The organism is Polynucleobacter sp. 71A-WALBACH, assembly GCF_018882365.1.
GTDB lineage: Bacteria > Pseudomonadota > Gammaproteobacteria > Burkholderiales > Burkholderiaceae > Polynucleobacter.
The window spans coordinates 142,819-164,272 of sequence record NZ_JACVOP010000002.1 but is presented as its reverse complement, the minus strand read 5'-3'; the positions used below and the strand labels follow the sequence as shown (position 1 = coordinate 164,272).

Annotated in this window: 19 protein-coding genes and 1 pseudogene; 3 read left to right on the top strand and 17 right to left on the bottom strand. The window is 47.1% G+C overall.

All coding sequences use genetic code 11. From position 1 onward, the window contains the following. Positions 1–21 precede the first annotated feature (21 nt). On the bottom strand, positions 22–942 hold the full coding sequence (locus ICN42_RS08440; RefSeq protein ID WP_216253379.1) for a histone deacetylase family protein: 921 nt from the start codon (positions 940–942) through the stop codon (positions 22–24). Positions 943–1,025: 83 nt separating this feature from the next. Here ICN42_RS08440 and ICN42_RS08435 point away from each other — a divergent pair, with 83 nt between their 5' ends. Further along, a complete protein-coding gene (locus tag ICN42_RS08435) occupies positions 1,026–2,300 on the top strand; it encodes a lytic transglycosylase domain-containing protein (RefSeq protein WP_216253377.1) in 1,275 nt (424 codons plus the stop codon). Between the two features lie 18 nt (positions 2,301–2,318). Here ICN42_RS08435 and cysM read toward each other — a convergent pair whose 3' ends face one another. The 3 genes from cysM to ICN42_RS08420 all read right to left on the bottom strand — a co-directional run bounded on the left by cysM (position 2,319) and on the right by ICN42_RS08420 (position 4,157). Continuing rightward, a complete protein-coding gene (gene cysM / locus ICN42_RS08430) occupies positions 2,319–3,230 on the bottom strand; it encodes a cysteine synthase CysM (RefSeq protein WP_216253376.1) in 912 nt (303 codons plus the stop codon). Between the two features lie 41 nt (positions 3,231–3,271). Further along, positions 3,272–3,667: a helix-hairpin-helix domain-containing protein gene (locus ICN42_RS08425; RefSeq protein ID WP_216253373.1), complete on the bottom strand. Its 396-nt coding sequence runs from the start codon at positions 3,665–3,667 to the stop codon at positions 3,272–3,274. A 142-nt stretch (positions 3,668–3,809) separates the two neighbouring features. Continuing rightward, positions 3,810–4,157, bottom strand: a complete 348-nt coding sequence (locus ICN42_RS08420) for a hypothetical protein (protein ID WP_216253371.1) — start codon at positions 4,155–4,157, stop codon at positions 3,810–3,812. Positions 4,158–4,418: 261 nt separating this feature from the next. On the opposite strand from ICN42_RS08420, the gene ICN42_RS08415 reads away from it, so the two are divergent. Then, positions 4,419–4,889 carry a hypothetical protein gene (locus tag ICN42_RS08415; protein ID WP_216253370.1) on the top strand — a complete coding sequence of 157 codons (471 nt, stop codon included), beginning with the start codon at positions 4,419–4,421 and terminating at the stop codon, positions 4,887–4,889. Here the strand turns inward: ICN42_RS08415 and rfaD are convergent. The 13 genes and pseudogenes from rfaD to gyrA all read right to left on the bottom strand — a co-directional run bounded on the left by rfaD (position 4,854) and on the right by gyrA (position 20,719). Then, positions 4,854–5,873, bottom strand: a complete 1,020-nt coding sequence (rfaD, locus tag ICN42_RS08410) for an ADP-glyceromanno-heptose 6-epimerase (RefSeq protein ID WP_216253368.1) — start codon at positions 5,871–5,873, stop codon at positions 4,854–4,856. The genes ICN42_RS08415 and rfaD overlap by 36 nt on opposite strands. Beyond that, entirely contained in the window at positions 5,870–6,799 is a 930-nt protein-coding gene (rfaE1, locus tag ICN42_RS08405; RefSeq protein WP_216253366.1) for a D-glycero-beta-D-manno-heptose-7-phosphate kinase, read from the bottom strand. The genes rfaD and rfaE1 overlap by 4 nt, the downstream gene beginning before the upstream one ends. 41 nt (positions 6,800–6,840) lie before the next feature. After that, positions 6,841–8,205, bottom strand: coding sequence for a UDP-glucose/GDP-mannose dehydrogenase family protein (locus ICN42_RS08400; RefSeq protein ID WP_216253364.1), 1,365 nt, complete (start codon positions 8,203–8,205; stop codon positions 6,841–6,843). A gap of 46 nt (positions 8,206–8,251) precedes the next feature. Beyond that, positions 8,252–9,463, bottom strand: a complete 1,212-nt coding sequence (lapB, locus tag ICN42_RS08395) for a lipopolysaccharide assembly protein LapB (RefSeq protein ID WP_216253362.1) — start codon at positions 9,461–9,463, stop codon at positions 8,252–8,254. A 108-nt stretch (positions 9,464–9,571) separates the two neighbouring features. Beyond that, positions 9,572–9,868: pseudogene (locus ICN42_RS08390) on the bottom strand (integration host factor subunit beta); the annotation flags it as partial. Positions 9,869–9,920: 52 nt separating this feature from the next. Beyond that, entirely contained in the window at positions 9,921–11,594 is a 1,674-nt protein-coding gene (rpsA, locus tag ICN42_RS08385; RefSeq protein ID WP_015421646.1) for a 30S ribosomal protein S1, read from the bottom strand. 144 nt (positions 11,595–11,738) lie between these two features. Further along, positions 11,739–12,401, bottom strand: a complete 663-nt coding sequence (cmk, locus tag ICN42_RS08380) for a (d)CMP kinase (protein ID WP_216253360.1) — start codon at positions 12,399–12,401, stop codon at positions 11,739–11,741. A gap of 12 nt (positions 12,402–12,413) precedes the next feature. Further along, on the bottom strand, positions 12,414–13,742 hold the full coding sequence (aroA, locus tag ICN42_RS08375) for a 3-phosphoshikimate 1-carboxyvinyltransferase (protein WP_216253358.1): 1,329 nt from the start codon (positions 13,740–13,742) through the stop codon (positions 12,414–12,416). Beyond that, entirely contained in the window at positions 13,742–14,623 is an 882-nt protein-coding gene (locus ICN42_RS08370) for a prephenate dehydrogenase/arogenate dehydrogenase family protein (RefSeq protein WP_216253356.1), read from the bottom strand. The genes aroA and ICN42_RS08370 overlap by 1 nt, the downstream gene beginning before the upstream one ends. 37 nt (positions 14,624–14,660) lie before the next feature. Continuing rightward, positions 14,661–15,791 (bottom strand): histidinol-phosphate transaminase, encoded by a 1,131-nt coding sequence (gene hisC / locus ICN42_RS08365; protein ID WP_216253354.1) that lies wholly within the window; start codon positions 15,789–15,791, stop codon positions 14,661–14,663. Beyond that, on the bottom strand, positions 15,788–16,867 hold the full coding sequence (pheA, locus tag ICN42_RS08360; RefSeq protein WP_216253351.1) for a prephenate dehydratase: 1,080 nt from the start codon (positions 16,865–16,867) through the stop codon (positions 15,788–15,790). The genes hisC and pheA overlap by 4 nt, the downstream gene beginning before the upstream one ends. After that, positions 16,867–17,964 (bottom strand): 3-phosphoserine/phosphohydroxythreonine transaminase, encoded by a 1,098-nt coding sequence (gene serC / locus ICN42_RS08355; protein WP_216253349.1) that lies wholly within the window; start codon positions 17,962–17,964, stop codon positions 16,867–16,869. The genes pheA and serC overlap by 1 nt, the downstream gene beginning before the upstream one ends. A 31-nt stretch (positions 17,965–17,995) precedes the next feature. Beyond that, positions 17,996–20,719, bottom strand: a complete 2,724-nt coding sequence (gene gyrA, locus ICN42_RS08350; protein ID WP_216253347.1) for a DNA gyrase subunit A — start codon at positions 20,717–20,719, stop codon at positions 17,996–17,998. Between the two features lie 160 nt (positions 20,720–20,879). On the opposite strand from gyrA, the gene ompA reads away from it, so the two are divergent. Next, on the top strand, positions 20,880–21,449 hold the full coding sequence (gene ompA / locus ICN42_RS08345) for an outer membrane protein OmpA (RefSeq protein ID WP_216253338.1): 570 nt from the start codon (positions 20,880–20,882) through the stop codon (positions 21,447–21,449). The last annotated feature ends 5 nt before the right edge of the window (positions 21,450–21,454 follow it).

Here is a 21,454-nt window from a genome sequence, read left to right as displayed (position 1 = left end):
AATCTGAGTTAATGATTGCAATTAAATGTCAGCAAGTGCTTTGACATGCGCCACCACGCTACGGCCCAGAGCAGAAAGGTTATAGCCGCCCTCTAGGCAACTGACGATACGACCATGGGCATATTGACTTGCAACCCCTTTAAGCTGCTTAGTGATCCAAGCGTAGTCATCTTCTACTAAGCCCATCTGCCCCAAATCGTCCTCACGGTGGGCATCAAAACCCGCAGAGATGATGATGAGTTCTGGCTCAAAATCCCGTAGTCGTGGCAACCACTGCTCTTCCACTATCGAGCGCACCACATCCCCTCGAGTAGAGGCTGGCAATGGAACATTCACCATGTTATTTGCTCCATCTAGGCCACTGTATGGATAAAACGGATGCTGAAAGAAGCTGCACATCAGGACATTAGGATCGTTAAAAAATGCTGCTTCAGTCCCATTGCCGTGATGCACATCAAAATCAATAATGGCTACACGTGTAATGCCGTACTCTTCCATGGCATAACGCGCCGCTACCGCGACGTTATCAAAGACGCAAAATCCCATTGAGCGGGTTGGCTCCGCATGATGTCCTGGCGGACGAACCGCGCAAAATACATTCTCAACTTCACCCTTCATTACCGCATCCACACCCGCAATAGCCGCACCAGCCGCACGCAAAGCAGCGCTCCAAGTGTGGGGGTTCATGATGGTATCGCCATCCAGCATGAAGTAACCGCTGGCTGGCGAGCGCTCTTTAACAAAGGCAATATGATCTGGGCTATGGACTAACTCCAGCTGATCTTCAGTTGCTAATGGTGCATCTAAGTGATGCAAAAAACGATCTATGCCACTGCGAATTAACTGATCATTGATCGCCTGGATGCGCTCTGGGCACTCGGGATGATGACTACCCATCTCATGTTTTAGAAAATCCGGATGAGTTATGTATCCTGTTGTCATTACTAGAAACCCTCAATAGCAAAACTGTAATTTTTATAATTCAATAAAACCGGTCAACTTTTCAAAAACCCATCCTGATATCCATGAATTTTCGCGTCTCCTATCTCACTTCAACATTATTCCTAGCGCTACTACTTGGCGCCTGTTCAAGCACCCCTACTCAGCAAGTTAGCCCTACAGAGACTATCGTAAACCAGCCTGAGGATGCTGCGACACAAGCCCGCTTTAGCCAAAACCTCAACCAATTAATTACCCAAATTGCCCAAACCCAGGGAATTCCCCATGAAAGCCTTGAATTAGGCCTCTCAGATGCTAAAACGATTCCGTCTATTCGCAAATTGGTGTTACCCCCATCAGGCAGCTTTAAAAAGAATTGGGTGGCCTATCGCAAGCGCTTTATTGAACCCATTAGATTGAAGGCTGGCAAGGCATTCTGGGATCAAAACCAGGCATTCTTAAGCAAGATTGAGCAGGAATCTGGGGTACCTGCAGAGGTCATTGTGGCCATTATTGGCATTGAAACCATCTATGGACGCCAAACTGGCAACTTTCGGGTCAAGGACGTGCTATCTACCCTGGCCTTCAGCTATCCAGACACGCCCAATAAAGCCAGTCGAGAACAGCTTTTTAAAGATCAACTCCAGGAGCTAATCCTCATGTGCTGGACCGAGGGTGGCGGCAATCTACCTGCGAAAAATAGCAGTCAAGGACTGAGCCCGCCTCGCTTTAATGCCTGCCTTAATCAAAACAGCTCCTATGCAGGCGCCATTGGCTTACCGCAGTTCATGCCAAGTAGCATTCGTAGCTTTGCAGTGGATGGCGATGGGGATGGTCGGATTGATCTCAAGCAAAGCCCTAAAGACGCAATTGCCAGCGTAGCCAACTTTATGAGAAAGCATGGCTGGCAGCCCGGAATGCCGATTTATTTCCCAGTCCAGGAGGGCGCGGTGAGCGCAGCGAGAGTTCTAGCTGATGGTGAACCCCAGCTAAAGTACACAGTTCAAGAGCTCATCGATAAAGGCATCTTAATCAAAAACCAAGGCGATCTTCAAGCTGGTGGTGTTGAGCCCCAAAGCAAAGCACTCATTGTTGACCTGCCCTATCCCGATAAAGATGGCAATGATCAGGTGCGCTATGTGGTGGGACTAAATAACTTTCTAACAATTGTGCAGTACAACCGCAGTTACTTTTACGCACAAAGCGTTGCGGAATTTGCAGAAGCGCTAGGATATAAAAATCAAAGCGTAGTTCCGGCCATCCCAAGCAAAGCAAATACCAGAGAAACAAAGTCAGTTGAGGCTACGAAATCTAAATCAAAAAAGGCTGCTAGTAAGAAAAATCAACATAGTCTTAAATAGCACTCACCAAAAAAATAATTACGCTGGGAAAACCCCAGTTGAGAGATAGCGATCACCACGGTCACAGACAATAAAGACAATCGTGGCATTTTCTACTTGGCGAGCAATTCGCAAGGCAACCACTAAAGCACCGCCGGCTGAAATGCCACAGAAGATACCCTCTTCAGCAGCAAGGCGACGAGCCATCTCTTCAGCATCCGCTTGACTTACATACTCAATACGATCAACTTTGTCGCCTTGATAAATCTTAGGCAGATACTCTGGAGCCCATTTACGAATACCCGGAATCTGCGAACCTTCTTCTGGCTGAGCGCCAATAATTTGAATATTGGGATTCATGGACTTCAGATAAGTAGATACTCCAGTAATGGTGCCAGTGGTTCCCATCGCTGAAATGAAATGAGTAACCTGGCCATCGGTATCGCGCCAAATTTCTGGGCCAGTAGTCTCGATATGGGCACGTGGGTTATCAGGGTTTGCGAATTGATCCAATAATCTACCGCGACCCTCCTTCTGCAATTGCAACGCATAGTCACGCGCAAATTCCATGCCGCCAGAAGCTGCCGTAAGGATTAACTCCGCACCGTAAGCGGCCATACTTTGACGGCGCTCAATGCTTTGATTTTCAGGCATTACCAAAACCATCTTGTAGCCCAACATAGCAGCAGTCATCGCCAATGCAATACCAGTATTTCCGCTAGTAGCCTCAATCAATGTGTCGCCAGGTTTAATTTCGCCACGCTCTTGAGCGCGGAGGATCATCGACAGCGCAGGTCGGTCCTTCACCGACCCCGCTGGATTATTACCCTCCAACTTCCCTAAGATCAGATTATTTTTAGAATAGTTTTCAGCGCCAGGAATACGTTGTAAACGAACCAGGGGTGTATTACCCACGGTCTGTGAAATAGTTAAGTAAGAAGGTGTGCTCATAAATCCATTTTAGCCATAAGCTAGACTAGACGTAAAAGGGTTTAATTTCGGCGACTTGGTTCCGCACGATCCGGATTAGGACGAGAGCCACTTTGACCACGCGAACCGCGTCTACTAGACTTGGAGCCCTCTTTATTGGTCCTACCATGCGGCTCGCGAAAAGAGCTCGGCGCCTCAATGGTTAAGCCGTTATCCACCATCTTTTCTACAGATTTCATACCAATCCCACGAACACGTTTTTGCAGATCATTAGCATCCTGAAAATGGCCTCCATCCAAACGCTCAGCAATAATTGTTTTTGCTTTAGATGGTCCAATACCCTTAATGCTCTCTAACTCAGATTGGGTAGCAGTGTTGACATTGATTGGCGAGGCAGCAGCCAAACCTGAGATTGCTAGCAATGCTGAAAATACTAAAGACTTTAATAATTGATTCATTTAATCTCCATCCGTTAATAAAAAACCCAAGCAAGAAATACACCTGGGCCAGTCAAAACGAATAGGGAATGAAAAGAGTTGACCCCACTTTGGAATTAACGAGACAACTACAGAAGAATCAGAAATACCTCACGGAGAGGCGTTAACTTTTCCCGGCCTTAATCACACATTCGCCAATTTTAGAAAAGTAAGAATTTGCCTTTGTGGTAGATAAAACATATTTTTTGCGACCATCAGTATCAGTCCGGAATTGAATCAGCTGTTTTCCGTGCAGTCTGGATATACGACCATGAATAGTAGCCTGAGATGCAACCTCTCCGCGGCAAAGCAAATCTCCCACTAACAGGGGATGGCCGTCTCGTTCAGCCAATGCCACCAATACCAGCAATTTACTTTCGATTTCATCAATATTTGGAAATGAAGGTAACTGCTCAGCCACCTGCAGTAATCGTTGAAATCGAAAAAAAGCCTCAGCAAAATAATTTTTCATTAAAACCTTCTATGAGTTTTTTACAATCGTAGAAAAAATGTTCTGCCATAAGAATACCACCAGAACGGGATTACCCTCATTACTCAAATACTCAGCCTTTGTTATCCTAAGATTGTTATAAATTTGATAAATATCACCCCAAGAATGCCAACCCTTATTCAAAACTTGATAATTATCATTGGTACGGCAGGCCTTTGGTTTGTAACTGACTATCTAAATCGTGAGTACCTGGGTACATTCAAAATAAGTGATTTTATTTATTTGATTTACCTACCAGCGGGGTATAGATTAATCGCTGTCATTACCTTTGGATGGCTTGGTGCATTTAGTATTGGCTTAGCCTACGCCATACGGATCTACTTTTTTCGCGACATCCCCCTGATTGAGTCTATATCGCTAGCTATTTTGTACGGACTCGCACCCCTAGCTGCATACAAATTATGGGAACGAATATTTGGGATCACCTCTAATCTTGCCAATATTTCCATTGGCAACATTTTCTGGCTTTCATTTCTCAGCGCGCTATTCAATGCCATCTTTAGGATCGCTTATTTTGCATACGCCAATATGCCTTATGGTCTTCACGAGCTAAGCTTGATAGTCGCTGGAAACATGGCGGGCACTTTTTTTAGTTTTATATTTACTAAAAATATTTACCCGAATTTACAAGGCCATCAAATCAAATATGCAGCACTCTTAAAGAGGGCTAGCCAGGAAATCCGCATTGGCTGATAACCAGGCGATATAGCGACTGACACCCTGCTCTACATTAAGGAAGGGCTCTGTGTAGCCAGCAGCGCGTAGCTTGCTTAAATCCGCCTGCGTAAAGCACTGGTATTTACCTTTGAGCGCATCCGGAAATGGGATGTACTCAATCGCCTTCTCTTTGACCAACTCTTCTAAACTGGCTGGATTCGCTTTATCGATTTTACGCATGGCATTTGCTACTGCATGAGCAACATCATTAAATGGCTGGGCACGACCACTACCGAGATTGAAGATACCGCTAATTTCTGGATGATCTAAGAAGTAGAGGTTTACTTTTACGACATCCTCCACTGAGACAAAGTCACGACTTTGCTCTCCCGCACCATAGCCGCCATACTCACCAAACAACTTTACTTTGCCATTGGCTTTGTATTGGTGATATTGATGAAAGGCTACGGAAGCCATACGGCCTTTGTGCGACTCACGCGGACCATAGACATTGAAATATCGAAAGCCAACCACTTGAGCGGCATTGGCTTTTTCAGCGAAGCGCTTGCGCATCACTTGATCAAATAAGAACTTGGAGTAGCCATAGATATTCAATGGCTTTTCATGCTCGCGACTCTCTACAAAGACATCAGAACCGCCGTAGGTTGCCGCAGATGAGGCGTAGAGTAATTGGACTTTTTGCTCGGTACAAATATCCAGCAAATCCATGGTGTAGCGGAAATTATTTGCCATCATGAAGATGCCATCGGTTTCCATCGTATCGGAGCAAGCACCTTCATGAAAGACTGCTTTCACCTTACCAAAACGACCGCTTCTAAATGCCTCTAGAAATTCATCTTTATCAAGATAGTCGATGATGTCTAAGTCCGCTAGATTGCGGTACTTATCAGCTGGACGCAAATCATCGACCGCGATGATATTTTTCTCGCCACGCGCGTTAAGCGCTTGAACAATATTGGCACCAATAAATCCAGCGGCGCCGGTTACGATAATGGTCATTGCAATTCCTCAGAAGTAACGGTAGCTGTGCCTAATTTACCAACCACAATACCACCAGCCCGATTTGCCAAAGCCATCGCTCTTTCGAGCGGCCAACCTGCTGCCAATGCTACCGCGAGCGTGCCAATCACGGTATCACCCGCACCAGACACATCAAACACTTCACGCGCCTGGGCTTTCACGTGACTCACTCCAGCATCCGTAAATAAACTCATCCCCTCCTCAGAGCGAGTCAGAAGAAGCGCCTCTAGATTTAAAGATTTTCTGAGATCTTGCGCTCTCTTTGTGAGATCTTCTTCGCTAGTCCATTGACCAACTACTTGGCGCAACTCACTCCGGTTTGGAGTAAGCACAGTTGCGCCGCGATATTTAGCGTAATCATCACCTTTAGGATCAACTAAAATCATTTTCTTCTGAGCGCGCGCCTGCTCGATCATTAATGCAACCTGACCCAATGCGCCTTTGCCATAGTCAGACAAAATCACCACATCAGAATCGCCTACGAGCTTTTCATAACGCTCCAGCTTATGGGCTAGAGCTGATTCACTAGGTGCCTCTTCAAAATCCAAGCGAATCAATTGCTGCTGCCTTGCAATGACACGTAACTTCACAGTAGTCGGTACTTTGCTATCGACCTCAAGTTGGCTATCAACGCCACTAGACTTCAGTAGATCTGTGACGCGACGACCGGGCTCATCGTCACCAATAACGCCTAGGATCGTTGTCTTTGCACCCAGAGCGGCTACGTTACGAGCTACGTTAGCGGCACCACCTAAGCGCTCATCAATCTTGCCTACCTGAACCACGGGGACTGGCGCCTCAGGAGAAATCCGATTGGTGTCACCAAACCAATAGCGATCAAGCATGACATCGCCCACTACTAATAAGCGGGCTTTAGAAAATTGTTCTCGGTTAGCTTTTTCCACGGGGCACTAATCTCTCTAATGGACTCTTTTTATACTTACGATTAATTATGACGACCAATACCTTGGTACTCAATCCCTAATTCTTGCATAGACTGCGGCTCATACAAGTTACGACCATCAAAGATGATGGGGCTCTTCAGTTTGGCTTTGAGAAGGTCAAAATCTGGGCTACGGAAAGCTTTCCACTCAGTGACGATCACTAGGGCGTCGGCGCCTTGGGTAGCTGACATAGGATCATCAACCAGGCTAACTTGATTAAGTCCCTCCGGATTACCTTTGAAGTCTAGCTCCAGGCAGTGTTTGGCTTCTGGCATGGCTACTGGGTCATAAGCCACCACCTGAGCACCCCTCTTTACCAGCTCTTGAATAATCACCCGACTAGGGGCTTCGCGCATATCGTCGGTGTTTGGCTTAAATGCTAAGCCCCACAAGGCAAACTTCTTGCCCGACAAATCCTTGCCAAAACGTTTTTCGATCTTCTCAACCAGGATATATTTTTGGGCTTCGTTCACTGCCTCTACAGCATCGAGGATCTTGAGATCTCGGCCATGCTCAATCGCGGTCTTTGACAAAGCAGAGACATCCTTTGGAAAGCATGAACCTCCATAGCCAGTACCGGAGTACAAAAAGCCATAACCAATGCGTGAGTCTGAACCAATACCTTGGCGCACCGCTTCGATATCTGCCCCAACCAAGTCAGCTAGATTGGCTAACTCATTCATGAATGAGATGCGAGTAGCTAACATGGCATTAGCAGCGTATTTAGTGAGCTCAGCGCTTTTAACGTCCATGTAATAGGTACGCTCATGATGGCGATTAAAGGGGGCGTAGAGTTTACGCATCTGCTCTTTAGCGCGCAGGCCTGCTGGGGTACTTTGCGTACCAATCACAATGCGATCTGGGCGCATAAAGTCTTCGACTGCAGCGCCCTCTTTCAGGAATTCTGGATTGGAGACTACTGAACAGAGCTCTGGAGATAAACCACGTTTAGCAAGTTCCTCGGCAATAGCTCCTGAGACCTTATCAGCGGTGCCGACTGGCACAGTCGATTTATCTACGATCACTTTAGGGGCAGTCATATGACGACCAATATTACGGGCGGCTGCTACAACATATTGCAGATCAGCTGAGCCATCCTCATCTGGAGGAGTGCCAACAGCGATAAATTGAATATCGCCATGGGCAACAGAAGCGGCAATATCAGTTGAGAACTGCAATCTACCTGCGGCGCGATTGCGCTCAATCATCTCTTTTAATCCTGGCTCATAAATTGGTACGCTGCCAGAGTTGAGAATCTCAATTTTCTTGGGGTCAACGTCTACACAAAAAACGTTATTACCCTGCTCCGCAAGGCAAGCGCCTGTGACTAGGCCAACGTAACCGCTGCCGATGATGGTGACTTTCAAAATATCTCCAAGTAATTCAGTATTAGGTCAGTAATTGCGAGTCAGATTACATTGAAGGGCCACTAGGAACGGCTCCCTCACTTCGTCTTGGGGAGTAGGCCTCCCAATGATTGCAACCAGGACACTGCCAATAAAAACGTCTCGCACGGAAACCACAATTACCGCAGGTATAACGAGCCAAACTCGTCGTACGCTGCTTTAATAAACTCAAAGTGGCCTGCAAGTCAGAAATTCTTTCTGCGGTGCCATTGCTTTCCGCTAAAGCTAAACGGGTCTCCGCTAACTTGGAGAGCGCGCTCAAACTAGGTGAGTGCTGCATCACCTCAACCAACATGACTTCAGCAGCTTGCGCGCCACGAATTTGAGTCATATGCTTTTGAACAATATCCAGTAGCTCGCCAGAAGCCTGGGTTTTTAATAGCTCGCAGAGTGCGCTTAATCCATCATCCGCTTTATTCAGCGCGGAGTGAGCCGCCATCCAACGATCCGCAAGCAAGTGCATGTAAGCGGGATGTGTTTTAGCGATCACAGCCCATACATCAATTGCCTGAGCTGGGCGATCCATTGCGATGAGATAGTCTCCCTGCAAAATTAATGCGCGGGCATGATGAGGAACCGCTTGCAATGCCGATTGAACCGATTGCTCGACCTCAGGCAGATCCTTTCGACGCAAGGCTTCTTGACCAAGCTCGCAATAAAACTGAGCAATCTCAGTATGGTGTGATTTTCCTTGCAAGCCCTCCAGCTCGCTAGCGGCAATGATGGCTTTTTTCCAGTCTCTCTCAATCTGGTACATCTCCAGCAAACTCTCTTTCGCAGGGGCGGCGAACTTACCATCACCCACACGATTTAATGATGCTTCGGCTCGATCCAATAAACCAGCGCGTAAAAAATCCCGGCCTAATTCATAGGCGGCATGATCTCTGTCGCGCGGCTTTAAGTCATCGCGGTTAGCCAAGTGCTGGTGAACTCGAATGGCACGCTCAGTCTCGCCACGTCGACGGAATAAATTACCCAAAGCAAAATGAAGTTCGATAGTTTCAGGGTCAAGTTGCGCAATCTTGACTAGCGTTTCAATCGCCTGATCTGGCTGCTCATTTAATAAAAGACTTAAGCCTTTAAATGTTGAGCGCTGCTGACGCATCCGCTCACGCTCATCCATACGATTCTCAAGACGCAAATCCCAGCGCGAGGCTAGCCAGCCAATGCCAAACATCACTGGAATTAACAGTAGCCAGGAGGTTGCGATCTGAATCATGTTGTACAGAACTTAAATAAAAAAATGGTCCGAATGGACCGCTGGATATGCGCTATGTGACTAGGCACCAGAACCCTCTTTAGGGCTCACTTGCTTCAGAGGCTTGTAGTCAACACGCTCACGTAATTCTTTGCCAGGCTTGAAATGGGGAACACGCTTTTCTGGGATCAATACCTTCTCACCAGATTTTGGGTTACGACCAGTACGCGCAGGACGATGATGCAAAACAAAACTACCAACACCGCGCAACTCAATCCGCTTGCCTTCAGCCAAAGCGTGAGTCATGGTGTCTAGCAATGTTTTTACGGCCAACTCCACGTCCCTTGGCAGTAGCTGGGGAAACTGTTCCGCCAAGCTCTCCACAAGTTCGGAGCGAGTAATTGCTTGTTGCTCTTGATCTGACATGATCTATCAATAAAAAACCGCCGCTCTCCTAATGGAAAGCGGCGATATTGATTTAGCCTTGATTGTCCAACTTCGCTTTTAACAAAGCACCCAAGTTGGTTGTGCCGGACTGCGCATCACCCTGGAGCTTGCTCATAGCGTCTTGTTGGTCAGAGCTGTCTTTAGCTTTGATTGAAAGATTGATTACGCGTGACTTACGATCAATGTTGATGATCATTGCAGTTACGCTATCGCCCTCTTTCAATACATTGCGTGCATCTTCAACGCGATCTGTTGAGATCTCAGAAGCACGTAAGTAAGCTTCAACTTCATCAGCCAAGTGAATAGTTGCACCCTTAGCATCAACAGCCTTCACAGTACCAGTTACAAGGCTACCCTTGTCGCTTACGGATGTGTAGTTATTGAATGGGTCACCAGACAATTGCTTGATACCAAGAGAGATACGCTCTTTCTCAACATCAATAGCCAATACAGTAGCTTCAACTTCGTCGCCTTTTTTGTATTTCTTAACAGCTTCTTCGCCTGGCTCATTCCATGAAAGGTCTGAGAGGTGAACTAAACCGTCGATACCGCCAGGCAAACCAATGAACACACCAAAGTCAGTAATAGACTTGATTGCGCCAGTGAGCTTGTCGCCTTTTTGCTGGCCACGTGAGAACTCTTCCCATGGATTAGCTTTGCACTGCTTGATGCCCAAGCTAATACGACGCTTGTCTTCATCAATATCCAGAACCATCACTTCAACTTCGGTTCCTAATGCAGTAGCTTTGCTTGGAGCAACGTTTTTGTTAGTCCAGTCCATTTCAGATACGTGTACCAAACCTTCGATACCAGATTCGATTTCTACGAATGCGCCGTAATCAGTCAGGTTGGTTACCTTGCCGAATAAACGGGTGTTTGGTGGGTAACGACGAGCGATACCAACCCATGGATCATCACCAAGTTGTTTCACGCCGAGTGAAACACGGTTTTTCTCTTGATCGAACTTCAAAATCTTCGCGGTAACTTCTTGACCAACAGTCAACATCTCGCTTGGGTGACGCACACGACGCCATGCCAAATCGGTAATGTGCAAGAGGCCATCGATACCACCGAGGTCCACGAATGCGCCGTAGTCAGTGATGTTCTTAACGATACCTTGAACAACGCTACCTTCTTTGAGGTTAGACATCAACTTAGCGCGCTCTTCACCTTGGCTAGCTTCAACAACCGCACGACGTGACAACACGACGTTGTTACGCTTACGGTCAAGCTTGATAACCTTGAACTCCATCGTCTTACCTTCGTAAGGGCTGGTGTCTTTGATTGGACGTGTATCAACGAGTGATCCTGGCAAGAATGCGCGGATACCGTTAACCATTACTGTTAAGCCGCCTTTAACCTTACCGGTAACAGTACCAGTAACGATCTCAGCTTGCTCAAGAGCTTTTTCCAAATTCATCCATGATGCCAAGCGTTTTGCTTTGTCACGGGAAAGGATTGTGTCGCCATAGCCGTTCTCAAGAGCGTCAATAGCAACAGAAACGAAATCGCCAGGAGCTACTTCAATCTCGCCAGCGTCGTTATGGAATTCTTCAACAGGAATAAACGCTTCGGATTTCAATCCAGCGTTAACAACGACGAAGTTATGGTCGATGCGAAGTACTTCAGCCGAAATAACTTGGCCGGTCTTCATATTCGATCGGGTTAATGATTCTTCAAATAGTTCTGCAAATGATTCAGACATTTATATATTCACTTTGTGCCGCCAGAAGGCCTGACGGGTTAGGTTAAAAAAGCCCCAAGAAACACGCTAAATTTGATAATCGCGTTGTAGAGTTTCTTAAGACACCGAAACAACTTCTACTACTGTTTACTGCTTACCAAAAAACTAAGCTGTTTTTGACTGATACCAATCTAAAACTGTCTTAACTGCTTGATCTATCGATAATTCTGACGTTTCAAGCACTTTGGCACCGTCTGCAACTAACAAAGGCGCTGCGCCTCGACTACTGTCTCTGGCATCTCGCTCTTGCAAATCATGCAGCAAGTTGTCAAGTTTAGCAGAAATTCCCTTAGCTATCAATTGCTTATACCGACGTTCGGCTCTAGCTTCAGCCGTCGCAGTGAGAAAAACCTTCAAAACTGCGTCTGGAAATATCACGCTGGCCATGTCGCGACCATCGGCAACTAGACCTGGAGCAACTCTAAAACCATGCTGAACACCAACTAAAGCCTGTCTAACCTCTGGATGGACTGCAATTGCAGATGCACGTAAACCGATACTTTCAGTACGAATAGCATCCGTCACATCCTCAGAATTGAGCAAAATTTGGCCATTTTTGAAGGAAATCACCAGTTTTTTGGCCAAAATACCCAGTTCTGAGCCGTTTTGGGGGTCAATTGATGCTTTTTGACTTCCCAGTGCAACTAGCCGATAGAGTGCGCCGCTATCCAAATAATGAAAGCCCAACTTATCTGCCACCAAGGAAGCGACCGTCCCTTTGCCAGAGGCAGTAGGTCCATCAATGGCGATGACAGGAGGCAAATTCATCAAAAGAGAGTTCTAGGCAACGATCTTTGCAAACTCAGCAAAGTAAGTTGGGAAAGTTTTAGCAACGCAATTGGGATCATTGATCTGAATGGCATTAGGGCCAAAAGCAGCCAATGAGAAACACATCGCCATGCGATGGTCATCATAGGTATCAATACCATCGGCAGGAGACTTCCAATCAGAAGGAGTCTTGGGTGCTTGAACTACGATGTAATCAGCCCCCTCCTCAACAAGAGCGCCTACTTTTTTTAGCTCTTTAGCCATTGCAGCAATGCGGTCGGTTTCTTTGACGCGCCAACTGGCAATATTGTTTAAGCGGGTTGGGCCTTGAGCAAACAAGGCCACAACTGCCAAAGTCATCGCCGCATCCGGAATCTCCGTGCAATCAATGGTGATGCCATTCAGTTTGCCGCTCGCATTCTTAACGCCAGAGACCTCAATCCAATCTTCGCCAGAGGAAATGGTTGCACCCATCAATGCCAGAGCGTCGGCAAAAGCAACGTCACCCTGAATGCTCTCGCTACCAACACCTAAGACACGTACTAACCCACCGCCAATTGCGCCAAGAGCTAAAAAGTAGGAGGCGGACGATGCATCACCCTCAACAGATAACACTCCAGGACTTTGATATACCACGTCAGAATTCTTAGCGGGAATTACAAACGTCTGCGCATCAGGACAAGCCACTTTGACACCAAAGCGCGCCATCAACTTTAGCGTGATATCGATATAAGGGCGAGAGATCAGTTCGCCAATGACTTCAATCTTGACGGGTTCTTTTGCTACCAAAGGCAAAGCCATCAGTAGCGCAGTGAGGAATTGACTGGAGACATCGCCACGCACCTTCACAACATCTTTGATTTCAATATCAGAGGCAATAATCTTGATCGGCGGATAACCTTTTTGCAATTCGTAATCAATCTTTGCGCCCACTTGACGCAATCCATCAACCAAATCACGAATGGGTCGCTCATGCATGCGTGGCACTCCAGACAATCGGTAGTTACCCCCTTGCATTGCTAGAGCTGCCGTTAGAGGGCGGATCGCTGTACCTGCATTACCCATAAAGAGATCTGCATTTTGAATCGGGAACTTGCCACCGCAACCTTCAACCACACAGACTTTGTCTGCCTGGTCAGTTACGGTTAAGCCCAGCTGACGCAAAGCATTACGCATTACTTGTGTGTCATCAGAATCTAACAAATTGTTGAGTGTGGTTATGCCTGTCGAAAGTGCGGCCAACAATAAAGCGCGATTAGAAATACTCTTGGAGCCTGGCAAGACGATCGAGCCTTGCGCTTTCTGAAATGGTCCAATTGTGATGTCCGGGCTTGAACTCATCAGAGCACATCCAAATCTTGACGTGCTTTACTTGCTTTATTAAATAATTTTTCCAAGCCAGCACCATCATTATCAGCAATCAACTTACGCATGTGATTAACGACGAGCAAATATTGATCAAGCTCTTTCAGAACCGCGGTGCGATTGCCTAGGCAGATATCGCGCCACATCTCAGGGCTGGAAGCGGCGATGCGCGTGAAATCCTTAAACCCAGCACCTACATGGCTAAGCTTTTGCTCGGCATCTTCGGAGTTCACTACGCTTGCCATCAGCGCATAAGACAGAATGTGTGGCAAATGAGAAACAGCTGCGTAAATTGCATCATGCTGCACACAAGAGATCTTTTTAACGACAGAGCCAACTGACTGCCAAAAGCCTTCGATTAAATCCGTATCTTGTGGGGAGTTTTCTTGTAGCGGACAAAGAATCGTTTGCTTGCCCTCAAAAAGATCGGCTTTAGCAGCGCTTGCACCATGTTGCGCACCACCTGCAATCGGGTGAGCTGGTACAAGCTGGCAGACCTTCTTACCTAGCACCTCCTTGGCAGCCAAAATCACATCGCCTTTAGTGCTACCAGCATCCGTCAACATGGTCCGAGGCTCTAGGTAAGGCTCAATTACTTCAAAGGCAGCACGCATCTGTGCCACTGGCACACACAACACAATCACATCGGACTGTTTAGCGGCCTCGACTAAGTCCACTACAGCATCAATTGCACCCATCTTAAGAGCTTGATCGAGATTCTCTACGCTACGACCAACGCCTAAAACCCGATTGACGACACCTGCTTTTTTTAATGCCAAACCTAAAGAGGCACCAATCAAGCCAACACCGACAATAGTGACAGTGCCGTAATTACTAGATGGATTAATGATGGCCATTGGCGTTTTAAATTTAGATACTGACTATTGAGTTGAGTTATCGCTGATCCAGAATATCTCTGAGAGCGGCAATAAAGGCCGCATTCTCTTGAGAGAGGCCAATTGAAATGCGTAACCATTGTGGCAAACCATAATTACCCACTGGGCGAACAATAATGCCGCGCTTGAGCAGTTCCAAATTAATCCGCGCACCAGCTCCATCATCCTCACCCACCTTCACCAATACAAAGTTACCAGCAGAAGGCAAATAAGTGAGGCCAAGCCCATCAAAAGCTTGAGTGAGTTGAGTAAAGCCCGCACGATTTAATTCAAAGCCTTGTTGCAAGAAAGCGGAATCTTGAAATGCCGCAATCGCTGCGGCCTGTGCAAGGCTATTGACGTTAAACGGCTGACGAATGCGATTGAGTAAATCGGTCAAAGCGGGCTGAGCCACGCCATAACCAATGCGCAAACCAGCTAAGCCATACGCTTTAGAAAAGCTACGTGACAAAATCATGTTCGGAAAACGCTTAACCCAAGCAATCGCGTCGTAACGCTGTTCAGGAGTAAGGTATTCGTTATAGGCCTCATCCAATACCACCACCACATGAGCGGGAACGGCCATCAAGAAATCTTCAATCTCTCTGGCGCTTAAATAGCTACCAGTAGGATTATTGGGATTAGCTACAAAGACTAGCTTAGCTTTATCTCCAGCAGCTTTAACTGCTTGCAACATGGCAGGCAAATCATGGCCATACGCTTCAGTAGCGGCTACTTCAATTGCCTTTGCACCAACAGCTTGAGTGGCTAATGGATAAACAGCAAAAGCATGTTTAGAAAAAATCACTTCATCGCCAGCTTGAGCTACTGCACGGGCGGCTAATTCCAAAATATCGTTACTACCATTGCCCAAGGTAATCCAATCCGTTGGGACACCTAAGCGAGCAGATAACACATTCTTTAATTCAAAGCCGTTGGAATCTGGGTAACGACCTAAGTCTGCCGCTGCCCTGAGCATCGCATCTTGTGCTGACTTTGGCATACCCAACGGATTCTCATTGGATGCCAGCTTCACAATCTTGCTTTCATCCAACCCGTACTCGCGCGCGACTTCGCTGATGGGTCGCCCACCGACATAAGGCGCAATTGCATGAATATGCTTTAAACCGATATTAGATTTAGTGGTCATGCTGAGTGAGGATATGAGCCAAGGTTTTTATAAAAGGCAGCCGCGGCTTTTAAGTCTTCCAACGCTTTAGCTACCTTTGCATCATTAGTATGTCCGGCAACGTCAATATAGAAGTGATATTCCCAAGTACCTTTGCGCGCAGGGCGAGACTCGAAGCGATTCATGGAAACACCATGCTTAGCCAAAGGCTCCAACAGACGATGCACAGCGCCAGGCTGGTTATCCACCGAAAGCACTAAAGAGGTTTGATCCTTGCCGGTAGGTTGACATTCATAAGTACCCACCACCACAAAACGGGTACGGTTATGTGGGTCATCTTGAATCTGTGCGGCAACCGCTTGGAGGCCATAAGCCTCTTGAGCAGGGTCGCCAGCAATCGCTGCTAATGTTGGGTCAATAGATGCCATACGGGCAGCCTCAGCATTACTGCTAACAGCCTGGCGCTTTAACTGGGGGGCATGCAAACTCAGCCATTGCTGACACTGCGCTAAAGCTTGTGCGTGAGCGCAAACCGTAGTTACGCCATCCAAATTACCACTCTTAGTTAAGAGATGGTGACGAATAGGAAGAACCACTTCGCCGCTAATCCGCATTGGAGAATCTAACAGCAAATCCAAGGTTCTTGAAATTGCACCCTCACTGGAATTTTCTACCGGAACAACACCAAATTGCGCCGCGCCCTTCTCTACCGCCTTGAATACTTCATCAAGGCTGTTACAAGGCAAACCTGCAATCGAGTGACCAAAGTAGGTTTGTGCTGCTTGCTCTGAAAATGTTCCGACCGGCCCAAGATAGGCAATCGTCTGACGAGCTTCAAGAGCTCTGCAAGCCGACATGACTTCACGCCAAATTGCGGCAATCCCATCAGGCAGTAAAGGGCCCTTGTTAATACCTTGAAGCCTTGAAACTACTTGACGCTCACGCTCAGGTCTAAAGACTGGCGATAAAAAGTCACCTTTAATGTGGCCGACTTCTTGAGCTGCTTGCGCACGCTGAGTCAATAAATCTAAAATTTCTGCATCCAGCGCATCAATCTTGTCGCGGATCGGCGCTAGGCGCTGTTCTTCGTTACTCATTAAGCACGCCTTTCAAAGTCACGCATAAATTCCACTAGCGCTTTGACACCCTCAAGTGGCATTGCGTTGTAAATGCTGGCGCGCATACCACCCGCAGCCTTATGACCGCGCAACGCAACTAATCCTGCCGTATTGGATTGCTCTAAAAACTGAGCATTTAAGCTCTCGTCCTTCAGGAAGAAAGTGACATTCATTCGCGAGCGATATTCTTTAGGAATTCGATTCTCATAAAGACTGCTTTGATCCAAGAAGTTGTAGAGTAAGTCCGCTTTTTCTTGATTGCGCTTTTCAATCGCCTTAACACCGCCCTGTTTTAGCAACCACTTAAAGCCTAGCCCAGCCATGTAAATTGAAAAAGTTGGCGGCGTGTTGAGCATTGAATCAGTTGCCGCTTGTTTGGACCAATCCCAAATCGATGGGGTGATCTTCATGCTGTGTCCCATTAAATCTTTGCGCACGATCACAATCGTCACGCCGGATGGGCCAATATTTTTTTGTGCACCACCAAACCATACTCCGCACTTTGTGACATCCATTTCTTTGGAAAGGATATTGCTAGAAATATCCGCAACCAATAACTTGCCATTCACATCTGGCACCCCTGGAAACTCCACGCCACCAATGGTTTCATTGGCACAGTAATGAACGTAAGCAGCGTCATCAGATAGCTGCCAAGAAGACCTTGGGGGAATCGTATTGAATTTGTCAGAGGCGGAAGATGCCGCTAGATGAGCAAAACCATACTTCTCCGCCTCTTTAAATGACTTTTCAGACCAAATACCAGTCACTAAAAAATCGGCCATAGGGCCATTCTTCGCTAAAGGCATCAAGTTCATTGGTATGGCGGCATTCTGACCTAAGCCACCACCTTGAAGCATCAATATTTCATAGGAATCAGGAATGCGCATGAGGGTGCGTAAATCTTGCAGCACTTCCCCATACAGGGCCATAAACTCCTTGCCGCGATGGCTTACCTCCATGACGCTTGCACCCAAGCCCTGCCAATTCAACATCTCCGCAGCGGCCTGCTGTAATACCTCTTCAGGCAGAGTAGCGGGCCCCGCAGCGAAATTGAAAATGCGGCGGTCAAACGTCATGATGAGTTAATTAACCTTGTATGAATGCCAATTAGGCATCACCAGCTTCATCGGAATTGGAGTCCACTACTGGATTAGCGGCTACATCACCTTCTTCGCCCTCTTCACCATCGTCCAAATCATTCTCATCATCAGAATCGCTCTCAGCAATCCGCTGTAAGCCCGACAAACGCGTACCTTCATCGACGTTAATCAAAGTGACGCCTTGGGTTGCGCGCCCCATCTCACGAATCTCTGAAACACGTGTGCGCACTAAGATGCCGCCAGTGGTGATCAACATAATTTGATCTTCAGGCGATACCAAAGCAGCGGCAACTACTTTGCCGTTACGCTCAGTTGTCTGAATCGCGATCATGCCTTTAGTGCCGCGACCATGACGGGTATATTCACCAATCGGGGTACGCTTACCAAAACCATTTTCTGTTGCGGTCAGAACGCTACTTGGAATGGCGAGGCCATTCGCATCAACCACAACTGCTTCAGCACCTTCTGCGGCTTCAGCGGGAGCAACTAACATAGCGATTACTTGATGACCTTCACCTAAGTTCATACCGCGCACTCCGCGCGCAGTACGACCCATTGGGCGAACATCATTCTCATCAAAGCGCACTGCTTTACCAGCATCAGAGAACAACATCACATCATGCTGACCATCGGTAATAGCAGCGCCAACTAAGAAGTCGTTTTCATTTAAGTCGACAGCAATAATTCCAGCCTTACGTGGATTAGAGAAATCAGACAAACGCGTCTTCTTCACTGTACCCAAGCTCGTTGCCATAAAGACGTAATGATCATCCTGATATCCCTTGATTGGGAGAATCACTGTGATCTTTTCACCTTCAATCAATGGGAACATGTTGACGATCGGCTTACCACGCGAGTTACGGCTACCTTGTGGAACTTCCCACACTTTGAGCCAGTACATGCGTCCACGATCAGAGAAGCAGAGAATGATGTCATGCGTATTCGCAACGAAGAGTGTTTCAATCCAGTCTTCATTCTTAGTAGCTGCAGCTTGCTTGCCACGACCACCACGCTTTTGCGCACGGTATTCACTCAGAGGCTGACTCTTCATGTAGCCGGTATTGGAAAGTGTGACCACCATATCTTGCGGCGTGATCAAATCTTCCGTGAACAACTCAGTAGCATTCATTTCGATGAATGAACGACGGCCAGAGTCTCCACCAGCAATACCAAATTCGGCTTGCACTTCTTTTAATTCAGACTCAATGACTTGAGTGACGCGCTCAGGCTTAGAAAGTAAGTCGAGCAAGTCAGAAATCTCTGCCATCACATCTTTGTACTCATTCACAATCTTGTCTTGCTCAAGGCCAGTCAAGCGTTGCAAACGCATCTGCAAAATTTCTTGCGCCTGGCTATCGGACAAACGATATAAACCGGAAGTCTGCATGCCGTACTCAGGCAACAAACCTTCAGGGCGATAAGCGTTGCGTCCACCCGGGGTATCCGTCTCGGCACGCGCTAACATCTCGCGCACCATCGATGAGTCCCATGGCTTGCTCATCAATTCTTGTTTAGCAACGACTGGGTTTGCAGCAGCTTTAATGATGGCGATAAATTCATCTATATTTGCCAATGCAACCGCTAAGCCTTCTAAGACATGGCCACGCTCGCGTGCTTTACGTAATTCAAAAATCGTACGACGAGTAACCACTTCACGACGATGCTGCAAGAAGTACTCGAGCATTTGCTTTAAGTTCAACAGGCGCGGCTGGTTATCCACCAGAGCCACCATGTTCATACCAAAGTTGTCTTGCAGTTGAGTGCTCTTATACAAATTGTTGAGAACTACTTCAGGCACTTCACCGCGTTTAAGTTCGATCACTACGCGCATACCTGACTTATCAGACTCATCACGTAGATCAGAAATGCCTTCTACTTTTTTCTCATTCACCAACTCGGCAATACGCTCGAGCAAGTTCTTTTTATTGACCTGGTAAGGCAACTCATCAACGATGATGGCTTGACGGGAACCCTTGTCGAGGTCTTCAAAGTGGGTTTTGGCACGCATCACCACGCGGCCACGGCCAGTACGATAGCCCTCGCGAACCCCTTGAACGCCATAAATAATGCCGGCGGTCGGGAAATCTGGCGCAGGAATGATCTCAATCAGCTCGTCAATCGTGCAATCTGGGTTGTGCAGCACATGCAAGCAGGCTGCAATCACCTCATCCAAGTTATGGGGAGGGATATTGGTCGCCATACCCACTGCAATACCTGAACTGCCGTTAATCAGCAAATTAGGTACTTTTGCAGGAAGAATGAGGGGTTCTTTCTCACTACCGTCGTAGTTTGGCCCGAAATCCACGGTTTCCTTATCCAAATCGGCCAATAATTCATGGGCGATCTTGCGGAGGCGGATCTCGGTATACCGCATTGCAGCAGCGTTATCACCGTCTACGGAGCCAAAGTTACCCTGCCCGTCAACCAGCATATAGCGCAGAGAGAAATCCTGGGCCATGCGAACAATGGTGTCATACACCGCAGAATCGCCATGTGGATGGTATTTACCAATCACATCGCCAACTATACGGGCAGATTTTTTGTAAGCACGGTTCCAATCGTTGTTTAATTCATACATCGCAAATAAGACCCGGCGATGAACCGGTTTGAGGCCGTCACGCACGTCTGGCAGGGCTCTGCCGACAATGACGCTCATTGCGTAGTCCAAATAGGACCGCCGCATTTCGTCTTCTAGGGATATTGGTAGTGTTTCTTTAGCGGCTTGTTCCATTTAGAAATAATATCATTTTGATGACTGATAGCCCCTATGCTAAGATTCTGTCAGTTTGTACGAAATTGAGATGTGTCGCTTTGCGGTTTTTTGCTTCAAAGTAGGGCGAATTACATTTAAGTTTGACTTTAATTAAAAAAGAGATTTTTGAGGACTAAAAATGAACAAAACCCTAAAAGTGTTGCTAGCTTCTGTTATCACTGTTTCTGCTTCTGCAGCGATGGCTTCTGATAACTGGGAAAACAGCTCTGCATTGAACTGGAAAAACGGCGACGGCACATTGTGCTGGCGTGATAACAACTGGACTCCTGCTACTGCAGCTCCTGGTTGCGATGGCTGGTTAGGCAAAAAAGCTGACGCCGGTGTAAGCCAAAGCAAGATCACTTTGCAAGCTGACACACTTTATGACTTCGACAAAGCTACATTGAAGCCAGAAGGTAAAGCAACTTTGGACAAGATCGCTGCTGACTTGAACAAGATCAAATTAGAAGTAATTATTGCTGTTGGTAACACTGATAGCGTTGGTACTGATGCTTACAACATGGCTCTCGGCCAGCGTCGTGCTCAGTCCGTTAAAGCTTACTTAGTAAGCAAAGGTGTTGACGGTAGCCGTATTTACACAGAATCAAAAGGCAAGAGCAATCCAGTTGCGAGCAATGCAACTGCTGAAGGCCGCGCTAAGAACCGCCGCACTGACATCGAAGTTGTTGGTACAGCTGCAGTTAAGTAATTCTT